The sequence below is a fragment of the Rhodoferax sp. EU05-FHT12H12 genome (assembly GCF_058791215.1).
In genome coordinates, this window is sequence record NZ_JBYTDI010000002.1 from 623,906 (window position 1) to 642,486 (window position 18,581).

Below are 18,581 nucleotides of genomic sequence, written 5' to 3' on the forward strand. Positions count from 1 at the left end.
GGCCTCCTCCTTGACCTCACTGCGCGAAGCACCCCACCCACCGGATCCGGGTGTTTGGCGAGCGCGGCACAAGACTCCGGCGGCGGTCTGCCCAGGCCCGTTGCGGGCTCAAGACAAAACGCAGCCCGTGTAAACGTTTCAACTCAAGGCAGTTGCGCGTCCGGCATACGCGCCACAATCGTCCCCGCGCGGTTGGCCAGATAGCCCGAGTTGGGCACCTTCTCAAAGTACTTGGGGCGCGGCAACATGACGGCCAGACGTGCAGCCTCATAGGCACTGAGCTTGCTGGCCGGTTTGCGGAAATAGTGCTGGGCCGCAGCCTCGGCGCCAAACACGCCTTCGCCCCATTCCACGCTGTTGAGGTAAATCTCCAGAATGCGCTGCTTGCTCAGCAAATGCTCCAGCAACAGCGTCAAGACAAACTCCTGGCCCTTGCGCATCAGCGTGCGCTCGCCTGAGAGAAACAGATTTTTGGCCAACTGTTGTGTGATGGTGGAGCCGCCCACGATCTTGGGGGGCTTGGTGGTTTTTCTTTGCTCGGCGCGCTGCTCAGCCTTGGCATTCTTTGCCCAGGCTTTCTCCAGCGCCTCCCAGTCCACCCCATCGTGCTGGCTGAAGCCATCGTCCTCTGACGCAATCACCGCGCGCTTCAGGTGGTCGGAGATTTGCGCGTAGTCCACCCACTGCTGGCGCCAGCGCAACTCGCCCTTCTCGGTGGTGACACGCCAGGCCTCGGAGCGCTCAAAGGCCGTGCTTTGCGGGGCCACCACGGCCATGGCGGCAATGCGGCCTACAAAGTAGAGTTGCAGCGCCAACAAGGCCAGCGCACACAGCCAAATCCAACGCCACAGACTCTTCATTGCGACGCCGAAACCTTGGCTTCCAGGGTCTCGTCACGGGTGAATTTGAAACGCGACACCACCAGAATCTGGTCGGCCTGGCGGCGCATGGCTGCGTTGAAGGTGCCAAAGGGGCCCGCCGTGCGGGCAATCGCTTCGGCACGTTTGTCCAGCGTCGGGTTGCCGGAGCTCTGCACCACATCGGTATCAATCACGCGGCCGTCGTGGTTGACGGTGACGATCATGGTCAACTCGCCATACAGTTTTTTGCCACCGCTTTGCGGAAAGTTCTCGGTGCCCCGGTCTTCAATCGCGCGGCGCAGGCCGTCGTAGTACACCGCATACACCTCCTCGCGCACGGCCGGGCTGATGTAGCGTTTCTTGGGCCGCGCGTTCTCCATGTTGATGCGCCGCTCGATTTCAGCCAGCAGCTTGATGAGCTGGCGGCGCTTCTCTTCGCGCTCGGCTTGCTCGGCCTTGTTGGCGGCCTGGCTGGGGTCGGGCGGGGGCAGGGCGGCCAGCTGGTTTTTCACCTGGGCCAGCAGCAGGTTTTGCTGCTCCTGCAGAGTTTGCAGTTTTTTGGAGGACTCCTCTTCCAGCGAGTCGCCCACATCGGTCAGCAGGGACGGCGGCAGGGGGCTGCTCGCGCGGCCTTTCTCGGCTTCTCCTCCGCCCGCCAACGAGGTTTGTGCGATGGCGGTTGCCTTGTCGGGCTTCTCGTTGCTCTTGGCATTCACCAGAATCACTTCCAGCGGCTGGTCCTCAAACACGCGGTTGAAGGCCTCCGGGTCCACAAAACGCACGGTGAGCAGCACCGCGTGGACCGCGATCGAGGCGCCCAGCGCCCATTGGAGGGTGGTGATGTTGTGCAGCTTCACGAGGCGGAATTATCGCTGCCGCCCTCGGGCGCTTCGTTCACGTCCACGGCAATCGCAATCGGGCCGGCCACGTCGTCCTCGTCTTCGCTCTCGTCCACCTCGGCATTCGAGGTTTCGGCCGGGACATCCAGACGCTCCACCACCGTGCCATGCACGTCCAGTGTGATCAGGTCCATCTCGCCCAGCTTGATGCGCACCTTGGCATTGCGCGGCAGGCCCTGCGCGCCCATCACCGGCAGCACCAGCGGAATGTCGTCGGCGCGCACCATGTTCTCCTTGAACACCGTGGCCACCAGCTCGGTGATGCCGTGCTGCTGCACATAACGCATGGTCCAGAAGCGCTCCATGGCGCCCTGGTAGCCGTTGTAGGCGCTGTAGGCCGTGTCAAACGCCGAGATGATGGCGAACAGCTCAGCGTCCTTGGGCTTGAACGGCGCCACCAGCGCCGCGGTCTTGCCGTGGCGCGCGCAGGCCATGATCTGCCACTGGTTCACCAGGTCGGTGTAACGGCGCAGCGGCGAGGTGGCCCAGGCGTAGCTTTTGACGCCAATGCCGGCGTGCGGCAGGGCCTTGGTACCCATGCGCACCTTCACGCCGGGCGCCAGGCTGGCCTGGCTGCGGTAGATGGCGGGTACACCCATTTCCGCCATCAGGTTGCCCCAGGTGCTGTTGGCCAGGATCATGGCCTCGGCCACGATCAGGTCCAGCGGCGCACCGCGCTGGCGGATGCTGATTTGCACTTCTTCATGGCCTTGCGGTTCGGTGCCTTGGGCACCGGCCTCGCGCACCAGGCGGAAGTTGTAGTCCGGCCGGTTGAAGGTTTCGGGTTTGCCGCGCACCACCTCGCGTTTGGCCTTCAGATCACGCGCCAAACGGTATAAAAATGATAGCTGCTCGCGCAGAGTGGGCAAGGGTTGAGGCGTTGTTTCATGCTCAAACGTGGGGTCCAGCAGCCAGGGCTCGGTGACTACCGCGTCGAGCTGGTCGTGGCGCAGGTTGTGGGCGATGGGCACACGTTCCAGCTTGGTCTCGCTGGCCTTGATCTCCAGCGTCGCTTCGTCCAGCGTCACATACAGCGACAGAGCCGGGCAGTCGCGCCCTTCCTGCAGCGTGTAGGTCTGCACCACGTCGTCGGGCAGCATGGTGACCTTGTAGCCCGGCATGTAGACCGTGGACAGGCGCGCGCGGCCCAGTACATCGATGGGGCTGCCGGGCTGCACGGCCAAGCCGGGCGCAGCAATGTGGATGCCGATGGTGACCGTGCCGCTGCCCAGGCCTTGCAGGCTCAGCGCATCGTCAATTTCCGTGGTTTGTGAATCGTCGATCGAGTAGGCCTGCACCGGTGCCAGTGGCAACTCGTCCGCAATGGCAGGTGCGGTAATCGCGGGGAAACCCGTGCCTTTGGGAAAGTTCTCCAGCAAAAAACGCTTCCAGTGGAACTGGTAGGGCGAGGCAATGGCGCCGGCCTTTTGCAGCAGCTCCAGCGGCGCGGTGTGCGTGGCGCGGCTGGCCTCCACCACGGCCTTGTACTCGGGGGCGTTTTTGTCGGGCTTGAACAGGATCTTGTAGAGCTGCTCCTTGATCGGTTCGGGGCAGGTGCCTGCGCCCAGGTCGATCGCCCACTGGGCAATCTGCTCGGCAATCACGCGTTTTTTCTCAATCGCGGCCAGGGCCTGCGCAATGATGTCGGCCGGGGCTTTCTTGAAACGGCCCTTGCCGGCGCGGCGGAAGTAGTGCGGCGTGTCAAACAGCTTGAACAACATGCCGGCCTGCTCGGTCAGCGTGGCGTTGGCCGAAAAGTAGTCTTTGGCCAGGTCGGCAAAGCCAAACTCGGTATCGGGCGCAAATTCATAGGCCATGTCCAGCTCAATGGCTTGCGCCTGGGTCTGGGCGGCCGCCATCAGCTCCGCCGGTGCGGGCTTCTCGAACTTGATCAGGATGTTGGCGCCCTTGACCTTGACGCGTTTGCCGGAATCCAGCTCCACCTGTGCAGAGGCTTCCGCCTCTGACAGCACACGACCGGCCATGAACTTTCCGGCTTCTTCAAACAGTACAAACATAGGGGGTAGATTGTCCCCGCAAATTGCGACCGACCAGGGAGACCGTTTTCAGACCAGTCCCAGAAAGGCCAGCAGGCGGGGCAGGTGGGTGTCAAAGTCGCTCAGCGCGTGGTCGCCGCCCTCCAGCAGCACCTGGGGGCTGCAGGCATACCGCGCGTGCATTTCGCGCCAGTCCAGCACCTCGTCGCCCTTGGCGATGAAGGCCAAATACCGTTCGGGGTGGGTCAGCGGACCGCAGGCAAGTGTCTGCAGCTCGTTCACGTACTCGGGCTGGAAGAAAAAACGCTCTTCGGGGTCGTGCCAGCTGGTTTGCTCGCCGATGTACTTGGCCAGGTCACGCGCCGGGTCCACCGCGGGGTTGACCAGCACGGCGCGGCAGCCCGTCTGTTCTGCCACCTGGGTGGCATAAAAACCGCCCAAGCTGGAGCCCACCACCGCCATGGTTTCCCGCGGCCAGCCGGCAATTCCTTCCAGCAGCATCTCCATGGCCGCCCGGGGCGAGGGTGGCAGCTGCGGGCACCACCAGTGCACCTGGGGGTGATGCACCGCCATGTGGGCGGCGAGCTGGCGCGCCTTGGTGGACTGGGGAGACGACCGGAAGCCATGCAGGTAAAGCAGATGGGTTATGGGGGTTTTGGAGGTGGGGGAGGGCATGCAGCCATGATAGTTGGCGGGATAATTCGGACCTATATGTCCTACCAATTCGGAAAAGTCTCCCTGCGCCAGCGCATCGCACCCTGGTTTGCGGGTTTTGATGGGCCGCTGGCGTTTGCGGTCTTCATGCTGGCCTGCGCGGGCATGCTCACCATGTACTCGTCGGGCTTCGACCATGGGACCCGTTTTGAGGACCATGGCCGCAACATGCTGATCGCCGCCACCATCATGTTTGTGGTGGCTCAGGTGCCGCCGCAGCGCCTGATGGCCGTGGCCGTGCCCCTGTATTTGGTGGGCGTGGCACTGTTGATTGCGGTGGCGGTGTTTGGCATCACCAAAAAGGGCGCGCGGCGCTGGGTGAATGTGGGCATCGTGATCCAGCCCAGCGAGATCCTCAAGATCGCCATGCCGCTGATGCTGGCCTGGTGGTTCCAGAAACGCGAGGGCCAGTTGCGCCCGCTGGACTTTGTGGTGGCCGGCCTGCTGCTGCTGGTGCCGGTGGGGCTGATCATGCGCCAGCCGGATCTGGGTACCTCGCTGTTGGTGTTGGCGGCAGGGCTGGCGGTGATCTTTTTTGCCGGCATGAGCTGGAAGCTGGTGATTCCGCCCGTGGCGATTGGGCTGGTGGGCATTGTGCTGGTGGTGGTGTTTGAGCCGCAGCTGTGCGCCGACGGCGTGCGCTGGGCGGTGCTGCACGACTACCAGCAGCAGCGCATCTGCACCCTGTTGGACCCCACGCGTGACCCGCTGGGCAAGGGCTTTCACATCATCCAGGGCATGATCGCCATTGGCTCCGGCGGCATCACCGGTATGGGCTTCATGAAGGGTACCCAGACCCATCTGGAGTTCATTCCCGAGCGCACCACCGACTTCATTTTTGCGGCCTTCTCCGAAGAGTTTGGCCTGATCGGCAACCTGTGCCTGTTGGCGGCCTTTGTGTTCCTGATCCTGCGCGGTCTGGCCATTGCGCTGGAGGCGCCCACGCTGTTTTCGCGCCTGCTGGCCGGGGCGGTGACCATGATTTTCTTCACCTACGCCTTTGTGAACATGGGCATGGTCAGCGGCATCCTGCCCGTGGTGGGCGTGCCGCTGCCCTTTATCAGTTATGGCGGCACCGCCATGGTGACGCTGGGGCTGGCGCTGGGCATCCTGATGTCCATTGCCAACTCCAAACGGTTGGTGCAATCGTGAACGTCGGATTGGTTGGTGTGGGCAATATGGGCGGTGCCATGGCGCAGCGTCTGTGCAGCCTGGGTTGGGCGCCCTGGGTCCACGATGTGGATGCTGTCAAGGTGCGGGATTTGGTGTCTTTCGGTGCTCTAGCCACCGTGGATATTGCGCAAGCAGCTACTGAATCTATAGCAACTATTGTCTGTGTGGTGGATGCGGCGCAGACCCGAGACGTGTTGTTTGGCCCCCAGGGCCTGGCGCCGCAGCTGCCTGCGGGCCACGTGGTGGTGCTGTGCCCCACCATTGCGCCACAAGACGTGGAGGCCATTGCCGCCCGGTTGGCCGAGTCCGGCATCCACACCGTCGATGCCCCCATGTCCGGCGGCCCGGTGCGGGCGCGTGACGGCAGCATGAGCCTGATGGTGGCCGGCGAAGACGCCGTGGTGGCGCGCGTGCAGCCGCTGCTGGACGCACTCTCGGGCAAGGTGTTTCGCATCAGCCAGCGCGTGGGCGACGGCGCGCGCACCAAACTCGTCAACAACCTGCTGGCGGGCATCAACCTGGTGGGCGCAGCCGAGGTGATGGCGCTGGCCAGCCGCATGGGGCTGGACCTGAACCGCACGCTGGACGTGGTGGAGCAGTCCAGCGGCCAGAGCTGGATTGGCAGCGACCGCATGCGCCGCGCCATTGCGGGCGACTTGGCGCCGCGTGCGCACATGACGCTATTGGCCAAGGACACACGGCTGGCCCAAGAGGCAGCTGCGCACGCGGGCTTTGCCGGCCCCCTGGGGGCCCAGGCCAGCGCGGTGTTTGCCGCCGCAGTAGCCGCAGGGTTGGAAGGGCTGGATGATGGCGCCCTGCTGGCATTCCTGCAGCGGCCTAAAATGGCCGAATGATCTCTCGCGAACCCACCATTGAGCGCTTGGCCACGGCCAAGTCCCTGCTGCTGACCCCGTTTGGGCTGGACGAGAGCCATCTCACCAAGGCCTTGAACGAAATCAAGGCGCACCAGGTGGACGAGGCGGACCTCTACTTCCAGTACACGCGTTCCGAAGGCTGGAGCCTGGAAGAGGGCATTGTGAAGACCGGCTCCTTCAGCATCGACCAGGGCGTGGGCGTACGGGCGGTCAGTGGCGAGAAAACCGCCTTTGCCTACTCCGACGATATTTCCGAAGCCAGTCTGCTGGACGCGGCCCGCACCGTGCGCACCATTTCCAGCGCGGCCCAGTCCAAGCGCACCAAGGCTGCCAGCACCAAGATTGCCGGCAGCCGCAAGCTCTACGCCGGCGTGGACCCCATTGCCACGCTGGACAGCACCACCAAGGTGGAACTGCTGGGCAGGGTGGAAAAACTGGCGCGTGCCAAAGACCCGCGCATCATCCAGGTGATGGCCGGCCTGGCCAGCGAATACGACGTGGTGATGGTGGCGCGGGCCGACGGCACGCTGGCCGCCGATGTGCGCCCGCTGGTACGCCTCAGCGTCACCGTGATCGCCGAGCAAAAGGGCCGCCGCGAAGTCGGCTCCAGCGGCGGCGGCGGCCGTTTTGGTTTGGCCTATTTCACCGACGCGCAGATTGAAGAGTATGTGAACCAGGCCGTGCACGCGGCGCTGACCAACCTGGATGCGCGCCCCGCGCCGGCTGGCGAGATGACCGTGGTGCTGGGTTCCGGCTGGCCCGGCATCCTGCTGCACGAAGCCATTGGCCACGGGCTGGAAGGTGACTTCAACCGCAAGGGCAGCAGCGCCTTCAGCGGCCGCATTGGCCAGCGCGTGGCGGCCAAGGGCGTGACCGTGCTGGACGACGGCACCATTGCCGACCGCCGTGGTTCGCTCAATGTGGACGACGAGGGCAATGCCAGCCAGAAGACCGTGCTCATCGAGGATGGCATCCTCAAGGGTTACATCCAGGACAACATGAACGCCCGGCTGATGGGTGTGAAGCCCACCGGCAACGGCCGGCGCGAAAGCTACGCCCACGTGCCGATGCCGCGCATGACCAACACCTACATGTTGGGGGGCGACAAAGACCCGCAGGAAATCGTCAAGAGCATCAAGAAGGGCTTGTACGCAGTCAACTTTGGCGGTGGCCAGGTCGACATCACCAGCGGCAAGTTCGTGTTCAGCGCGTCTGAAGCCTACTGGGTGGAGAACGGCAAGATCCAGTACCCGGTCAAGGGCGCCACCATTGTGGGCAGTGGCCCGGAATGCCTGAAACGTGTCTCCATGATCGGCAACGACATGAAGCTCGACAGCGGTGTGGGCACCTGTGGCAAAGAGGGCCAGAGCGTGCCCGTGGGCGTGGGCCAGCCCACCCTGCGCATTGACGGACTGACCGTAGGCGGCACGGCCTGAGCCGGGCTGTCAGCTAGCTGTTTTCAACCTGTGCTACATTGAAGCCATGCATTCAGCACGTTTCTTTTTTAGCTACTTTTGGTTCTCACGCGCATCCGGCGGTCGAGAGATCTGAACGTACCCAAAAGAAACGTCCTGAATCTTCCCAAAAACCGCCGGCACCCCCGGCGGTTTTTTTATGCCTTTTTTTTATTCAACTTTGACCTCAGGAGCGACCCATGAATGCACACGCAACGGCTACCGGTGACTGGTATGGCCAATCCCAACCCGCCGACCGCACCAGCAAAACCGACGACGAACGCATCAAGGACATTACCGTGTTGCCCCCTCCTGAGCACCTCATCCGCTTCTTTCCCATCCGCGGCAGCGCGGTGGAGACCCTGATCAGCGACACGCGTGGTGCCATCCAGGCCATCATGGCCGGTACCGACGACCGCTTGCTGGTCATCATCGGACCTTGCTCCATCCACGACCCTGCCGCTGCGCTGGACTACGCCCGCCGCCTGAAAGTGGAGCGCGAGAAGTACAAAGACACACTGGAGATCGTGATGCGTGTGTACTTCGAGAAGCCCCGCACCACCGTGGGCTGGAAGGGCCTGATCAACGACCCCTACTTGGACGAAAGCTTCCGCATCGATGAGGGCCTGCGCATTGCGCGCCAGTTGCTCATCGAGATCAACCGCCTGGGGCTGCCTGCCGGCAGCGAGTTCCTGGACGTGATTTCCCCGCAGTACCTGGGCGACCTGATCTCCTGGGGCGCCATTGGTGCGCGTACCACCGAGAGCCAGGTGCACCGCGAGCTGGCCTCGGGCATTTCGGCGCCCATTGGGTTCAAGAATGGCACGGACGGCAACATCAAGATCGCCACCGACGCGATCCAGGCCGCAGCGGGGGGGCACCACTTCCTGTCGGTCCACAAAAACGGCCAAGTGGCGATTGTGCAAACCAATGGCAACCCGGACTGCCACGTGATCTTGCGCGGCGGCAAGACGCCCAACTACGACGCCGCCAACGTGGCAGCAGCCTGTGCGGACCTGGCCAAGGCCAAGCTGCCCCAGACCCTGATGGTGGACTGCAGCCACGCCAACAGCAGCAAGCAGCACGAGAAGCAACTGGATGTGGCCAAGGACATTGCAGGGCAGATTTCGGGTGGATCGACCAGCATTTTCGGCGTGATGGTGGAAAGCCACCTGAATGCTGGCGCCCAGAAGTTCACGCCCGGCAAGGACGACTCGTCCAAGCTGGAATACGGCAAGAGCATTACCGACGCCTGCCTGGGCTGGGACGATTCCATTGCGTCGCTGGAGGTCTTGTCGGCTGCCGTGCAGGCGCGCCGCGCGCTGAAATAAGCCGGGATCAGGCCGGTACGGACTTGTCCGTGCCAGCCTGATCAATCATGGCGTCGGCCCAGGCTTGGGCGGCGGCCATGGTTGCAAAAATCTGGAACGGACGGCCAATATCCAGGTAGATCTGCGTGTACAGCGGCGCCATGATGCGGCCGCCTTCCACCTCTGGCCCTATGACAAACGCCGTAGCCACGGGGATCATGTTGTCGGGCTTGGGCGCTGCCATGATCTGCGCGTAGCGTGCAATGCCGTCGGGGCTCGTCATGGCATTGCCGACCATGGTGCATACGCTGACCCAGTCGCCTTGGGGCCGGGTGGCCAGCAGGAAGTCGCGCTGGGCGATGGCCAGGCAGTCCACCAGCTCGGTGTTAAACGGGCCGGTCGCCTCGTAGTGCATCAGGCGACCTTCCATCCAGATGTCCACCACGCCATGCGGGGTGAATTGGGATGTCTTGACCTGGCTGGTGCTGCGCTTCTTGGGCTTGGCTGCGGTGGACATGGTGTGCGGAAAAAGCGGCTGTCGCGTCCATGCATCTTAGCGGGCACGGTCGTTCTTTTTTAGTGCATCTCCACGGTCCACGCTCAGGGTATTCCCGCAAATCCATCGGCAAAACGGAGGAGTTCCACCGTTCTGCTTGCGCAAGCAGCTATTGTTTTTGTAGCAAATCCAGCAGCTTGGCATGGATGCCGCCAAAACCGCCATTGCTCATGCACAAGATGTGGTCGCCTGGCCGGGCTTGCGCCACCACCTGGCGGGCCAGGTCCTCAATCGCGTCTGACACCACGGCGCGTGTGCCCATGGGCCGCAGTGCGTCGGCCGCATCCCAACCCAGGCCACCGCTGTGGCAAAAAGCCTGGTCGGTCTCTTCCAAACTCCAGGGCAGCTGGGCCTTCATCGCCCCCAGTTTCATGGTGTTGGAGCGAGGTTCAAACACCGCCAGAATGCGCGCCGCGCCCACCTTGCGGCGCAGGCCGTTGACGGTGGTGTGGATGGCGGTCGGGTGGTGCGCAAAGTCGTCGTACACGGTGATGGGCTCACCGCCGCTGCGCAAGGTAACCTGGCCGCGTACTTCCATGCGGCGTTTCACATTTTCAAAACTGGCCAGCGCCTTGGCCGCCACGGCGGGGCTCACGCCCACATGCTCGGCGGCGGCGATGGCGGCCAGCGCGTTGAGCTGGTTGTGCACGCCGCCCAGCGCCCATTGCACCTGGGCCACTGGTGTGCCTTGGTAATGCACGGCAAAGTCATGTGGCTCGCCCACGGCGGTGAAGTCGCTCACTGCGGTGCCGAAGCTGCGCACCTCGCTCCAGCAGCCCTGGTGCAGGACGCGGGTCAGGCTTTCTTCCAGACCATTCACCACCACGCGACCGGTGCTGGGCACAGTGCGCACCAGGTGGTGGAACTGGCGTTCGATGGCGGCCAGGTCGTCAAAGATGTCGGCGTGGTCGAATTCCAGGTTGTTGAGCACAGCCGTGCGCGGGCGGTAGTGCACAAACTTGCTGCGTTTGTCGAAGAAGGCGGTGTCGTATTCGTCGGCTTCAATCACAAAAACAGGGAGGTGGGACGGCACCGGGTTCTGCGTAGGTAAAGGAGGAGCCCGCAAAGCGGGCGGGGGACACGGAGCAGAGCCCGGTGCCGTCCCGCCTCCCAGGCGCGCAGAGATGCCGAAGTTCATGGGGACGCCACCGACCAGGAAGCCGGGTTGCAGGCCGGCGCTTTCCAGAATCCAGCTCAGTATGGCGGTGGTGGTGGTTTTGCCATGGGTGCCGGCCACGGCCAGCACATGGCGGCCCTGCAGCACGTGCTCAGCCAGCCACTGCGGGCCGCTGGTGTACGGCGCGCCGGCGTCCAGAATCGCTTCCATGAGCGGGAATTTGGGCGTGCCGTCGGCCAGGTGCACACGGCTCACCACGTTGCCGATGACAAACATGTCGGGCTTGAGCGCCATCTGGTCGGCGCCAAAGCCCTCGATCAGTTCAATGCCCAAGGCGCGCAGCTGGTCGCTCATGGGGGGATAAACGCCCGCGTCGCAGCCGGTGACGCGGTGGCCTGCTTCGCGTGCCAAGGCGGCCAAGCCGCCCATGAAGGTGCCACAAATACCAAGAATATGAATATGCATGGGTGTATTTTACGTGTCGATAGCGGTCTGATTTTTTAAGTCTTTTAGGCCTCTAGCCCTCGTGTTATCTGCGCTAGCAGCTATCAAAATTGCAGCATGTCCCGCCTTGCACCAAGGGCTGCTGCCCGCGGCACAATGGCGCCATGGACGATTTGAAAGAGGAAGTCGCTGCCACGGCGGCCCGCATGGTGGTGGAAGAGGGGCTGGAGTACGGTTCGGCCAAGCGCCGTGCGGCCAAGCAACTGGGGATGTCGGCGCGCGCCGCACTGCCGGACAACGACGAGTTGGAGGCGGCGGTGCAGGACTACATCGCCCTGTTTTGTGCGGATACCCAGCCGCAGGAACTGCGGGCCCTGCGTGAGCTGGCGTTGGAGTGGATGGAGCGCCTGGATGTGTTTCGCCCCCATATCAGTGGCGCGGTCTGGCACGGCACGGCGACACGCCGTTCGGATATTTACCTGCAGTTGTTTTGTGATGACCCCAAATCGGCGGAAATTGCGCTGATTGATCGTGGCGTGCGTTTTGAGGTCCGCTCGGTGCCGGGTTTGCATGGCGAGATGGTGGATGCGCTGAGTGTGCATGCGATGTGCCACCCACTGGGCGAGCAGGTGGGTGTGCATCTGCTGGTCTATGACCTGGACGATATGCGCGGCGCGCTGCAGCCCGATGCGCGGGGGCGCCGCCCCCGCGGGGATATGGCGGCTCTGCGCCGCGTATTGCAGGAGGTGGATCATGGCTGAGTTGTCCTCTGGCGCCGAGTCTGCCCCCGAAGCCCGCTCGCGCCGCTGGTTGTTGCGCGGGCTGGCGGGCGGGGCAGCCCTGACCGGCGTGGGGGTTGCGGTGTGGCGCGGCGGCGCCCCGGCTCCTGTGGCTGAGCCTGTGGCGGGCTTTTGGGCGCAGCGCTGGGAGTCGCCTGACGGCAAGTCCGTTGCGCTCCAGAGTTTTCAGGGGCGCCCGTTGCTGATGAACTTCTGGGCCACCTGGTGCCCGCCCTGTGTGGAAGAGTTGCCGCTGATCAATCAGTTTTTCCGAGAAAACCGTGCCAACGGTTGGCAAGTGCTGGCATTGGCGGTGGACAAGACCGTGCCCGTGCAAACCTTTTTGCAGCACATGCCTCTGGATTTTCCGGTGGCCATGGCGGGTATGGCGGGTGCGGAGTTGGGGCGCAGTTTGGGCAATTTGACCGGTGGCCTGCCGTTTACCGTGGTGTTGTCGGGAGATGGTGTGGTGCGCCAGCGCAAAATGGGGCGGGTCTCGCCCGCCGACTTGCAAGCCTGGGCTGGGCTAAAATAGAGCGTCGCCCCTAGGGCAGTACGCCTTGTCTGGCGGTTTTTCTTTCTTTCAAAACTTTGTGCCGATTGTCGAAAATGACTTCGTTTGCACAAAGATCAACAAAATTATCGGCAGATGCCGGCATTTTTGCGGTAAATTCGCCGCTTCACAAATGTCGGTTGTTGGAGATTCCATGGATTTACGCAAACTCAAAACCCTGATTGATCTGGTCTCGGATTCCAATGTGTCGGAACTCGAAATCACCGAAGCTGAAGGCAAGGTGCGTATTGTTAAGGGTGGAGGCGCGGTGGTGCAGGGGTATGCCCAGCCGGTCTACGCAGCTCCGCCCGCAGGCGCCCCAGCTCCTGCGCCCGTAGCAGCCCCGGCTGCCGCCGTGGCCGCACCTGTGGTGGAAGTGGCTGCTGGTCACGCCGTCAAATCGCCCATGGTCGGTACCTTCTACCGTTCCTCGGCTCCCGGTGCCAAGCCTTTTGTGGAAGTGGGCGACACGATCAAGCAAGGCGCGACGATTTGCATCATTGAGGCCATGAAGATCCTCAACGAGATTGAAGCGGACAAGTCGGGCACCGTGACCCAAATCCTGTGTGAAAACGGCCAGGCAGTGGAATACGGCCAGCCTTTGTTCACCATCGAATAAGCACACGCACCCATGTTCAAGAAAATCCTGGTCGCCAACCGTGGCGAGATTGCCTTGCGAATCCAGCGCGCCTGTCGCGAGCTGGGCATCAAGGCCGTCATGGTCTATTCCGAGGCGGACCGCGAAGCCAAATACGTCAAGCTGGCTGAAGAGGCCGTCTGCATTGGCCCTGCGCCATCGGCGCAGAGCTACCTCAATATGCCGGCCATTATTTCGGCGGCCGAGGTGACCGATGCGGAAGCGATTCACCCCGGCTACGGCTTTCTGAGTGAAAACGCCGACTTTGCCGAGCGCGTCGAAAAAAGTGGCTTCCAGTTCATCGGCCCCACGCCCGAGTCCATCCGCATCATGGGTGACAAGGTGTCGGCCAAGCAGGCCATGATCCGTGCCGGCGTCCCCTGCGTACCCGGTTCCGAGGGCGAGTTGCCGGACGATCCGGTGCTGATCAAACGCATAGCCAAGTCGGTCGGCTACCCGGTCATCATCAAGGCGGCTGGCGGCGGCGGCGGCCGTGGCATGCGTGTGGTGCACACCGAAGCTGCATTGGTCAACGCCGTGGCCATGACCAAGGCCGAAGCCGGTGCTGCCTTTGGCAATCCTGCTGTGTATATGGAGAAATTTCTCCAGAATCCACGCCATATCGAAATCCAGATATTGGCCGACAAGCACAAGAATGCCGTCTACCTGGGCGAGCGCGATTGCTCCATGCAACGCCGCCACCAGAAGGTGCTGGAAGAATCTCCGGCGCCTGGTATCAACCGCAAACTGATTGAGCGCATTGGCGAGCGTTGCGTCGCTGCCTGCAAGAAGATTGGCTACCGCGGCGCTGGTACTTTCGAGTTCCTCTACGAAGACGGCGAGTTCTATTTCATTGAGATGAACACCCGCGTGCAGGTGGAGCATCCGGTGACCGAAATGGTGACGGGCATTGACATTGTCAAAACCCAAATCATGGTGGCGGCGGGCGAAAAACTGCCCTTCACCCAGCGCCAGATCGAGGTGCGTGGCCACGCGATTGAGTGCCGCGTGAATGCCGAAGATCCCTACAAGTTCATTCCGTCGCCCGGCCGCGTGACCATGTGGCATGCGCCAGGTGGCCCCGGTGTTCGGGTGGATTCACACGTGTACACCAACTACTTTGTGCCGCCCAACTACGACTCCATGGTCGGCAAGATCATTGTGCACGGCGACACCCGCGAGCAGGCCATGGCACGCATGCGCACCGCCCTGGCCGAGACCGTGGTGGAAGGTATCAATACCAACATCCCGCTGCACCGCGAGCTTTTGGTGGACGCCAAGTTCATGGATGGTGGAACCAATATCCACTACCTGGAACACTGGCTGGAACAGCACAAACGCTAAGGCCCCGCATGTTTGAATTGCGTTTGATGTGCCCCGAGGACCGGGTTGAGAACTTGAGCGATGCGCTGGATGCGTTGGACGCCCTGAGCGTGAGCGTGGAGGACGCGGACGCCCAGACCGATGCCGAGCAGGCCTTGTTTGGTGAGCCCGGCATGCCGCCTCCCAAGGAAGGCTGGCAGCGTTCCCGCGTGATTGCGCTGTTTGCCGACCAGGCGTTGGCCGACGATGCGGCGCGCCTGCTGCAAGCCCAGGACTTCTTCGGTGGCTGCCAAGTGCTGGGCATTGCTGCCGTGGCTGACCAGGACTGGGTGCGTTTGACACAGTCGCAGTTTGCGCCAGTTGAAATTACCCCGGAGTTCTGGATTGTTCCCACCTGGCACGAGCCACCGGCACAAGCCAAGCAGGTGATCCGCCTGGACCCGGGCTTGGCCTTTGGGACTGGTACCCATCCGACCACGCGCATGTGCCTGCGCTGGGTTGCGGGCCACCCGAACCAGCCCGAGGTGTTGGACTATGGCTGCGGTTCTGGCATCCTGGCCATTGGTGCCGCCAAGTTTGGCGCCAAGCGTGTGGTGGCTGTGGATATTGATGAAGCAGCCGTGCAGTCCACGGTGCTGAACGCCGATGCCAATGGTGTATCGCTGTTGGCCGGTTTGCCCGACAAGGCGGATGGCGCGTACACGCTCGTGTTGGCCAACATTCTCGCGACACCGCTCAAGGTATTGGCGCCGTTGTTGTGTGCACACGTGAAGGCTGGTGGGCACTTGGTGCTGGCCGGCATTCTGGCGCGTCAGGCCGACGAGCTGATCACCGCCTATGCCCCCTATTGCACGCTGTCGGTTGCGGATGAAGAAGACGGCTGGATTCTGATGACCGCCACCCTCTGACAGCGGCGACCTCGGCTCTACAATGTGACGCGATGAGCCTGATTACCCAATGTCCTGCCTGCGCCACGATGTTCAAGGTCGTGCCAGACCAGTTGCGCATTTCGGATGGTTGGGTGCGTTGTGGGCAATGCGACGAAGTCTTCGACGCCAACGCCCATCTCTACACTGACCCGGAGCAGCAGTCTGAACCGGCTGCACACGACGCCGTGTCGGCGGGGCAGGCTGGCAACGACTGGAAATCTTCTCTCCGATTTGCCGCCGAGCAGCAAGAGGCTATACCGCCTGCAGCGGAGGCCGACTTCGCGCAGGATGCCTTGGATGCCTTGAATGCGGTGGACGTACAGGACGAGGTCGTCGCGGCAGAGATTGCTCTCGACACTTACGCTCACCCGCCGGAGCCCGAACCAAGTCTGGATGCCTTGTTGGATCTGCGGCCCGGCCATGCGCGCGATGAAGTGGATGTGCCAGAGGATGCCGTGCAAGAGCATGCCAAAGCAGAGCCGCTTGCCGAGCCGCGGTATGCGCAAGTGCAGGTTAAAACGGTAGAGTCGGCAGACACGCCCAAGCTGTCGTTCATGCGGCAGGCGCGGGGCACCAGCGCTTGGCAGAGCACGGGCGTACGGGTGCTTTTGTCCTTGGTCGCCTTGGTATTGATCGGGGTGCTGGCCGTGCAAGTGGTGGTCCATGAGCGGGATCGCATCGCCGCGACGGAGCCAAGCGCCAGAGAGGCTGTGCTGGCAATGTGCATCTGGCTGGATTGCGAGGTACTGCCGGTGCGACAGATTGAGTCCATCGTGATCGACAGCTCCTCGTTTACCAAAGTGCGGACTGATGTGTACCGCCTGAACTTCACCTTGAAAAGTACTGCGGCGATCGCCTTGGCCGTGCCGGCTTTGGAATTGACGCTGACCGATTTGCAAGACCAGGCTGTGGTACGCCGTGTGTTGCTGGCTTCCGAGCTGGGGGCCGGCAAAGATACCTTGGACGCTGGCGCCGAAATCACCACGGCGCTCCCCATCACCGTCAAGCCCGGGAGCAATACCGAGCGTATATCGGGGTACCGTCTGTTGACCTTCTATCCGTGATCTCGCCATGAAAAAAGCCCGAAACCTTGCGGTGTCGGGCTTTGGAGCCTGGGGCGTAAACGCTTAGGGCTTGCTGGAGGTCGGAAACGGCCAAGCCGCTTGCGGATTCAGCGTGGTTTGCGCCGCAGGGGCTGCTGGGGCAGCTTTGGCAGCGGGTGCTTTCGCGGCTTTCTTCGCAGCGGGCTTCTTCGCTGCCTTTTTGGCTACGGGCTTCTTCGCTGCAGGTTTTTTGGCAACAGCAGCTTTCTTTGCCGGGGCCTTTTTCGCAGCGGCCTTTTTGGCAGGAGCGGCTTTCTTGGCGGGAGCTGCCTTCTTCGCTGCTACCTTTTTGGCGGGAGCGGCTTTCTTGGCGGGAGCTGCCTTCTTCGCTGCTACCTTTTTGGCGGGAGCGGCTTTCTTAGCGGGAGCTGCCTTCTTCGCTGCTACCTTTTTGGCGGGAGCGGCTTTCTTAGCAGGAGCTGCCTTCTTTGCTGCTACTTTTTTAGCGGGAGCAGCTTTCTTTGCGGGAGCGGCCTTTTTTGCGGCCGGTTTTTTTGCAGTTGCCATGATTTTCTCCTTGATCAATTTACAAAGAGCACTTCTTGCCAGTTGGGTGCAAGAAGTGATCCATGCTGTTGGGCGGAGTCCCAGCAGCATGAACGCGGTGACACGCCCCCAGTCCGCGGTCTGGGCCGCGGTGCTGGAGGTGTGAAGTTCTGGAAAACATAATCAGCGCTTCAATCCCAAGAGAGGGCGCCGCCCGATTGGTACTCGATCACGCGGGTCTCGAAGAAGTTACGCTCCTTCTTCAGATCAATCATTTCGCTCATCCACGGGAAGGGGTTTTCCTCATTCGGGAACAGCGGTTCCAAACCAATCTGGGTGGCACGGCGGTTGGCGATGTAGCGCAAGTAGCCTTTGAACATGGAGGCATTCATGCCCAGCACACCGCGTGGCATGGTGTCTTCGGCATACCGGTATTCCAACTCCACCGCTTTCTCGAACAGGCCCTTGATCTCTGCCTTGAATTCGGGCGTCCACAGGTGTGGGTTTTCGAGCTTCAACTGGTTGATCAGGTCGATGCCGAAGTTGCAGTGCATGGACTCGTCACGCAGGATGTATTGGTACTGTTCTGCAGCACCGGTCATCTTGTTCTGGCGGCCCAGTGCGAGGATTTGTGTGAAGCCCACATAGAAGAACAGGCCTTCCATCAGGCAGGCAAAAACGATCAGCGACTTGAGCAGCGTCTGGTCGGTTTCTGCGGTGCCGGTGTGGAAGTTGGGGTCCATGATGGCCGCGATAAACGGGATCAGGAACTCGTCTTTGTCACGGATGGACTGGACTTCGTTGTAGGCATTGAAGATCTCGCTCTCATCCAGGCCCAATGACTCCACGATGTACTGGTAGGCGTGGGTATGAATCGCTTCTTCAAAGGCTTGGCGCAGCAAAAATTGGCGGCACTCCGGGGCTGTGATGTGGCGGTAGGTGCCCAGCACGATGTTGTTCGCGGCCAGAGAGTCTGCCGTCACAAAGAAGCCGAGGTTGCGCTTAACAATACGGCGCTCGTCTTCGGTCAGTCCATTCGGATCTTTCCACAAAGCGATGTCGCGCGTCATGTTGACTTCTTGCGGCATCCAGTGGTTGGCGCAAGTGGCCAAATACTTTTCCCACGCCCACTTGTACTTGAAGGGAACCAGCTGGTTCACATCGGTTTGGCCGTTGATGATGCGCTTGTCGTCCGCGCGCATGCGGCGTGGGGTTCCGGTCTGCATGATTGCAGCTACGGCTGCGGGTGTTTGCAAGGGAGCAGGGGTGACTGGTGCCTGCGCAACCGACAGCTGTTCAGACGGGTTGCGCGCAAAGTTATTCGGCGATGTGGGCTTGACTTCTTCGTCCCAGGTCAACATAGATGATTCCA

The 18,581-nt window shown here is 62.1% G+C and carries 18 protein-coding genes; 10 read left to right on the forward strand and 8 right to left on the reverse strand.

Annotated features, from left to right (window positions below; genetic code table 11):
• Positions 1-143: 143 nt before the first annotated feature.
• The 4 genes from mtgA to AC3WS7_RS07755 are packed head-to-tail and all read right to left on the reverse strand — an operon-like array spanning position 144 to position 4,431.
• Positions 144-860, reverse strand: a complete 717-nt coding sequence (mtgA, locus tag AC3WS7_RS07740; RefSeq protein ID WP_296467343.1) for a monofunctional biosynthetic peptidoglycan transglycosylase — start codon at positions 858-860, stop codon at positions 144-146.
• Positions 857-1,717, reverse strand: coding sequence for an energy transducer TonB (locus AC3WS7_RS07745; RefSeq protein WP_492655938.1), 861 nt, complete (start codon positions 1,715-1,717; stop codon positions 857-859). The genes mtgA and AC3WS7_RS07745 overlap by 4 nt, the downstream gene beginning before the upstream one ends.
• A complete protein-coding gene (locus tag AC3WS7_RS07750) occupies positions 1,714-3,777 on the reverse strand; it encodes a ribonuclease catalytic domain-containing protein (protein ID WP_492655939.1) in 2,064 nt (687 codons plus the stop codon). Before AC3WS7_RS07750 ends, AC3WS7_RS07745 begins: the two co-directional genes overlap by 4 nt.
• A gap of 48 nt (positions 3,778-3,825) precedes the next feature.
• Positions 3,826-4,431 (reverse strand): YqiA/YcfP family alpha/beta fold hydrolase, encoded by a 606-nt coding sequence (locus AC3WS7_RS07755; protein WP_492655940.1) that lies wholly within the window; start codon positions 4,429-4,431, stop codon positions 3,826-3,828.
• A gap of 36 nt (positions 4,432-4,467) precedes the next feature.
• Between AC3WS7_RS07755 and rodA the strand changes: the two genes are divergently transcribed.
• The 4 genes from rodA to AC3WS7_RS07775 all read left to right on the forward strand — a co-directional run bounded on the left by rodA (position 4,468) and on the right by AC3WS7_RS07775 (position 9,303).
• The gene (gene rodA / locus AC3WS7_RS07760; RefSeq protein WP_296467335.1) at positions 4,468-5,622 is read left to right on the forward strand and encodes a rod shape-determining protein RodA; all 1,155 of its coding nucleotides are present in this window, start codon (positions 4,468-4,470) and stop codon (positions 5,620-5,622) included.
• Entirely contained in the window at positions 5,619-6,497 is an 879-nt protein-coding gene (locus tag AC3WS7_RS07765; protein ID WP_492655941.1) for an NAD(P)-dependent oxidoreductase, read from the forward strand. The genes rodA and AC3WS7_RS07765 overlap by 4 nt, the downstream gene beginning before the upstream one ends.
• A complete protein-coding gene (gene tldD, locus AC3WS7_RS07770) occupies positions 6,494-7,954 on the forward strand; it encodes a metalloprotease TldD (protein WP_492655942.1) in 1,461 nt (486 codons plus the stop codon). Before AC3WS7_RS07765 ends, tldD begins: the two co-directional genes overlap by 4 nt.
• 218 nt (positions 7,955-8,172) lie before the next feature.
• A complete protein-coding gene (locus tag AC3WS7_RS07775; RefSeq protein WP_492655943.1) occupies positions 8,173-9,303 on the forward strand; it encodes a 3-deoxy-7-phosphoheptulonate synthase in 1,131 nt (376 codons plus the stop codon).
• Between the two features lie 7 nt (positions 9,304-9,310).
• Here AC3WS7_RS07775 and AC3WS7_RS07780 read toward each other — a convergent pair whose 3' ends face one another.
• On the reverse strand, positions 9,311-9,799 hold the full coding sequence (locus tag AC3WS7_RS07780) for a hypothetical protein (RefSeq protein WP_492655944.1): 489 nt from the start codon (positions 9,797-9,799) through the stop codon (positions 9,311-9,313).
• Between the two features lie 148 nt (positions 9,800-9,947).
• Entirely contained in the window at positions 9,948-11,420 is a 1,473-nt protein-coding gene (mpl, locus tag AC3WS7_RS07785; RefSeq protein ID WP_492655945.1) for a UDP-N-acetylmuramate:L-alanyl-gamma-D-glutamyl-meso-diaminopimelate ligase, read from the reverse strand.
• A 143-nt stretch (positions 11,421-11,563) separates the two neighbouring features.
• Here mpl and AC3WS7_RS07790 point away from each other — a divergent pair, with 143 nt between their 5' ends.
• From AC3WS7_RS07790 to AC3WS7_RS07815, 6 genes are all read left to right on the forward strand, one after another.
• Entirely contained in the window at positions 11,564-12,160 is a 597-nt protein-coding gene (locus AC3WS7_RS07790) for a hypothetical protein (protein WP_492655946.1), read from the forward strand.
• Complete coding sequence (locus AC3WS7_RS07795; RefSeq protein ID WP_492655947.1) at positions 12,153-12,713, forward strand: TlpA disulfide reductase family protein; 561 nt, start codon at positions 12,153-12,155, stop codon at positions 12,711-12,713. The genes AC3WS7_RS07790 and AC3WS7_RS07795 overlap by 8 nt, the downstream gene beginning before the upstream one ends.
• Positions 12,714-12,885: 172 nt before the next feature.
• Positions 12,886-13,350 (forward strand): acetyl-CoA carboxylase biotin carboxyl carrier protein, encoded by a 465-nt coding sequence (gene accB / locus AC3WS7_RS07800; RefSeq protein WP_296467312.1) that lies wholly within the window; start codon positions 12,886-12,888, stop codon positions 13,348-13,350.
• A 12-nt stretch (positions 13,351-13,362) separates the two neighbouring features.
• The gene (gene accC, locus AC3WS7_RS07805; protein ID WP_296467307.1) at positions 13,363-14,712 is read left to right on the forward strand and encodes an acetyl-CoA carboxylase biotin carboxylase subunit; all 1,350 of its coding nucleotides are present in this window, start codon (positions 13,363-13,365) and stop codon (positions 14,710-14,712) included.
• Positions 14,713-14,720: 8 nt separating this feature from the next.
• Positions 14,721-15,599, forward strand: coding sequence for a 50S ribosomal protein L11 methyltransferase (prmA, locus tag AC3WS7_RS07810; protein WP_492655948.1), 879 nt, complete (start codon positions 14,721-14,723; stop codon positions 15,597-15,599).
• Positions 15,600-15,631: 32 nt separating this feature from the next.
• Entirely contained in the window at positions 15,632-16,684 is a 1,053-nt protein-coding gene (locus AC3WS7_RS07815) for a zinc-ribbon and DUF3426 domain-containing protein (protein ID WP_492655949.1), read from the forward strand.
• Positions 16,685-16,747: 63 nt separating this feature from the next.
• Here AC3WS7_RS07815 and AC3WS7_RS07820 read toward each other — a convergent pair whose 3' ends face one another.
• On the reverse strand, positions 16,748-17,230 hold the full coding sequence (locus AC3WS7_RS07820; protein ID WP_492655950.1) for a histone H1-like DNA-binding protein: 483 nt from the start codon (positions 17,228-17,230) through the stop codon (positions 16,748-16,750).
• A gap of 170 nt (positions 17,231-17,400) precedes the next feature.
• Entirely contained in the window at positions 17,401-18,570 is a 1,170-nt protein-coding gene (locus AC3WS7_RS07825; protein ID WP_296467297.1) for a ribonucleotide-diphosphate reductase subunit beta, read from the reverse strand.
• Positions 18,571-18,581 lie beyond the last annotated feature (11 nt).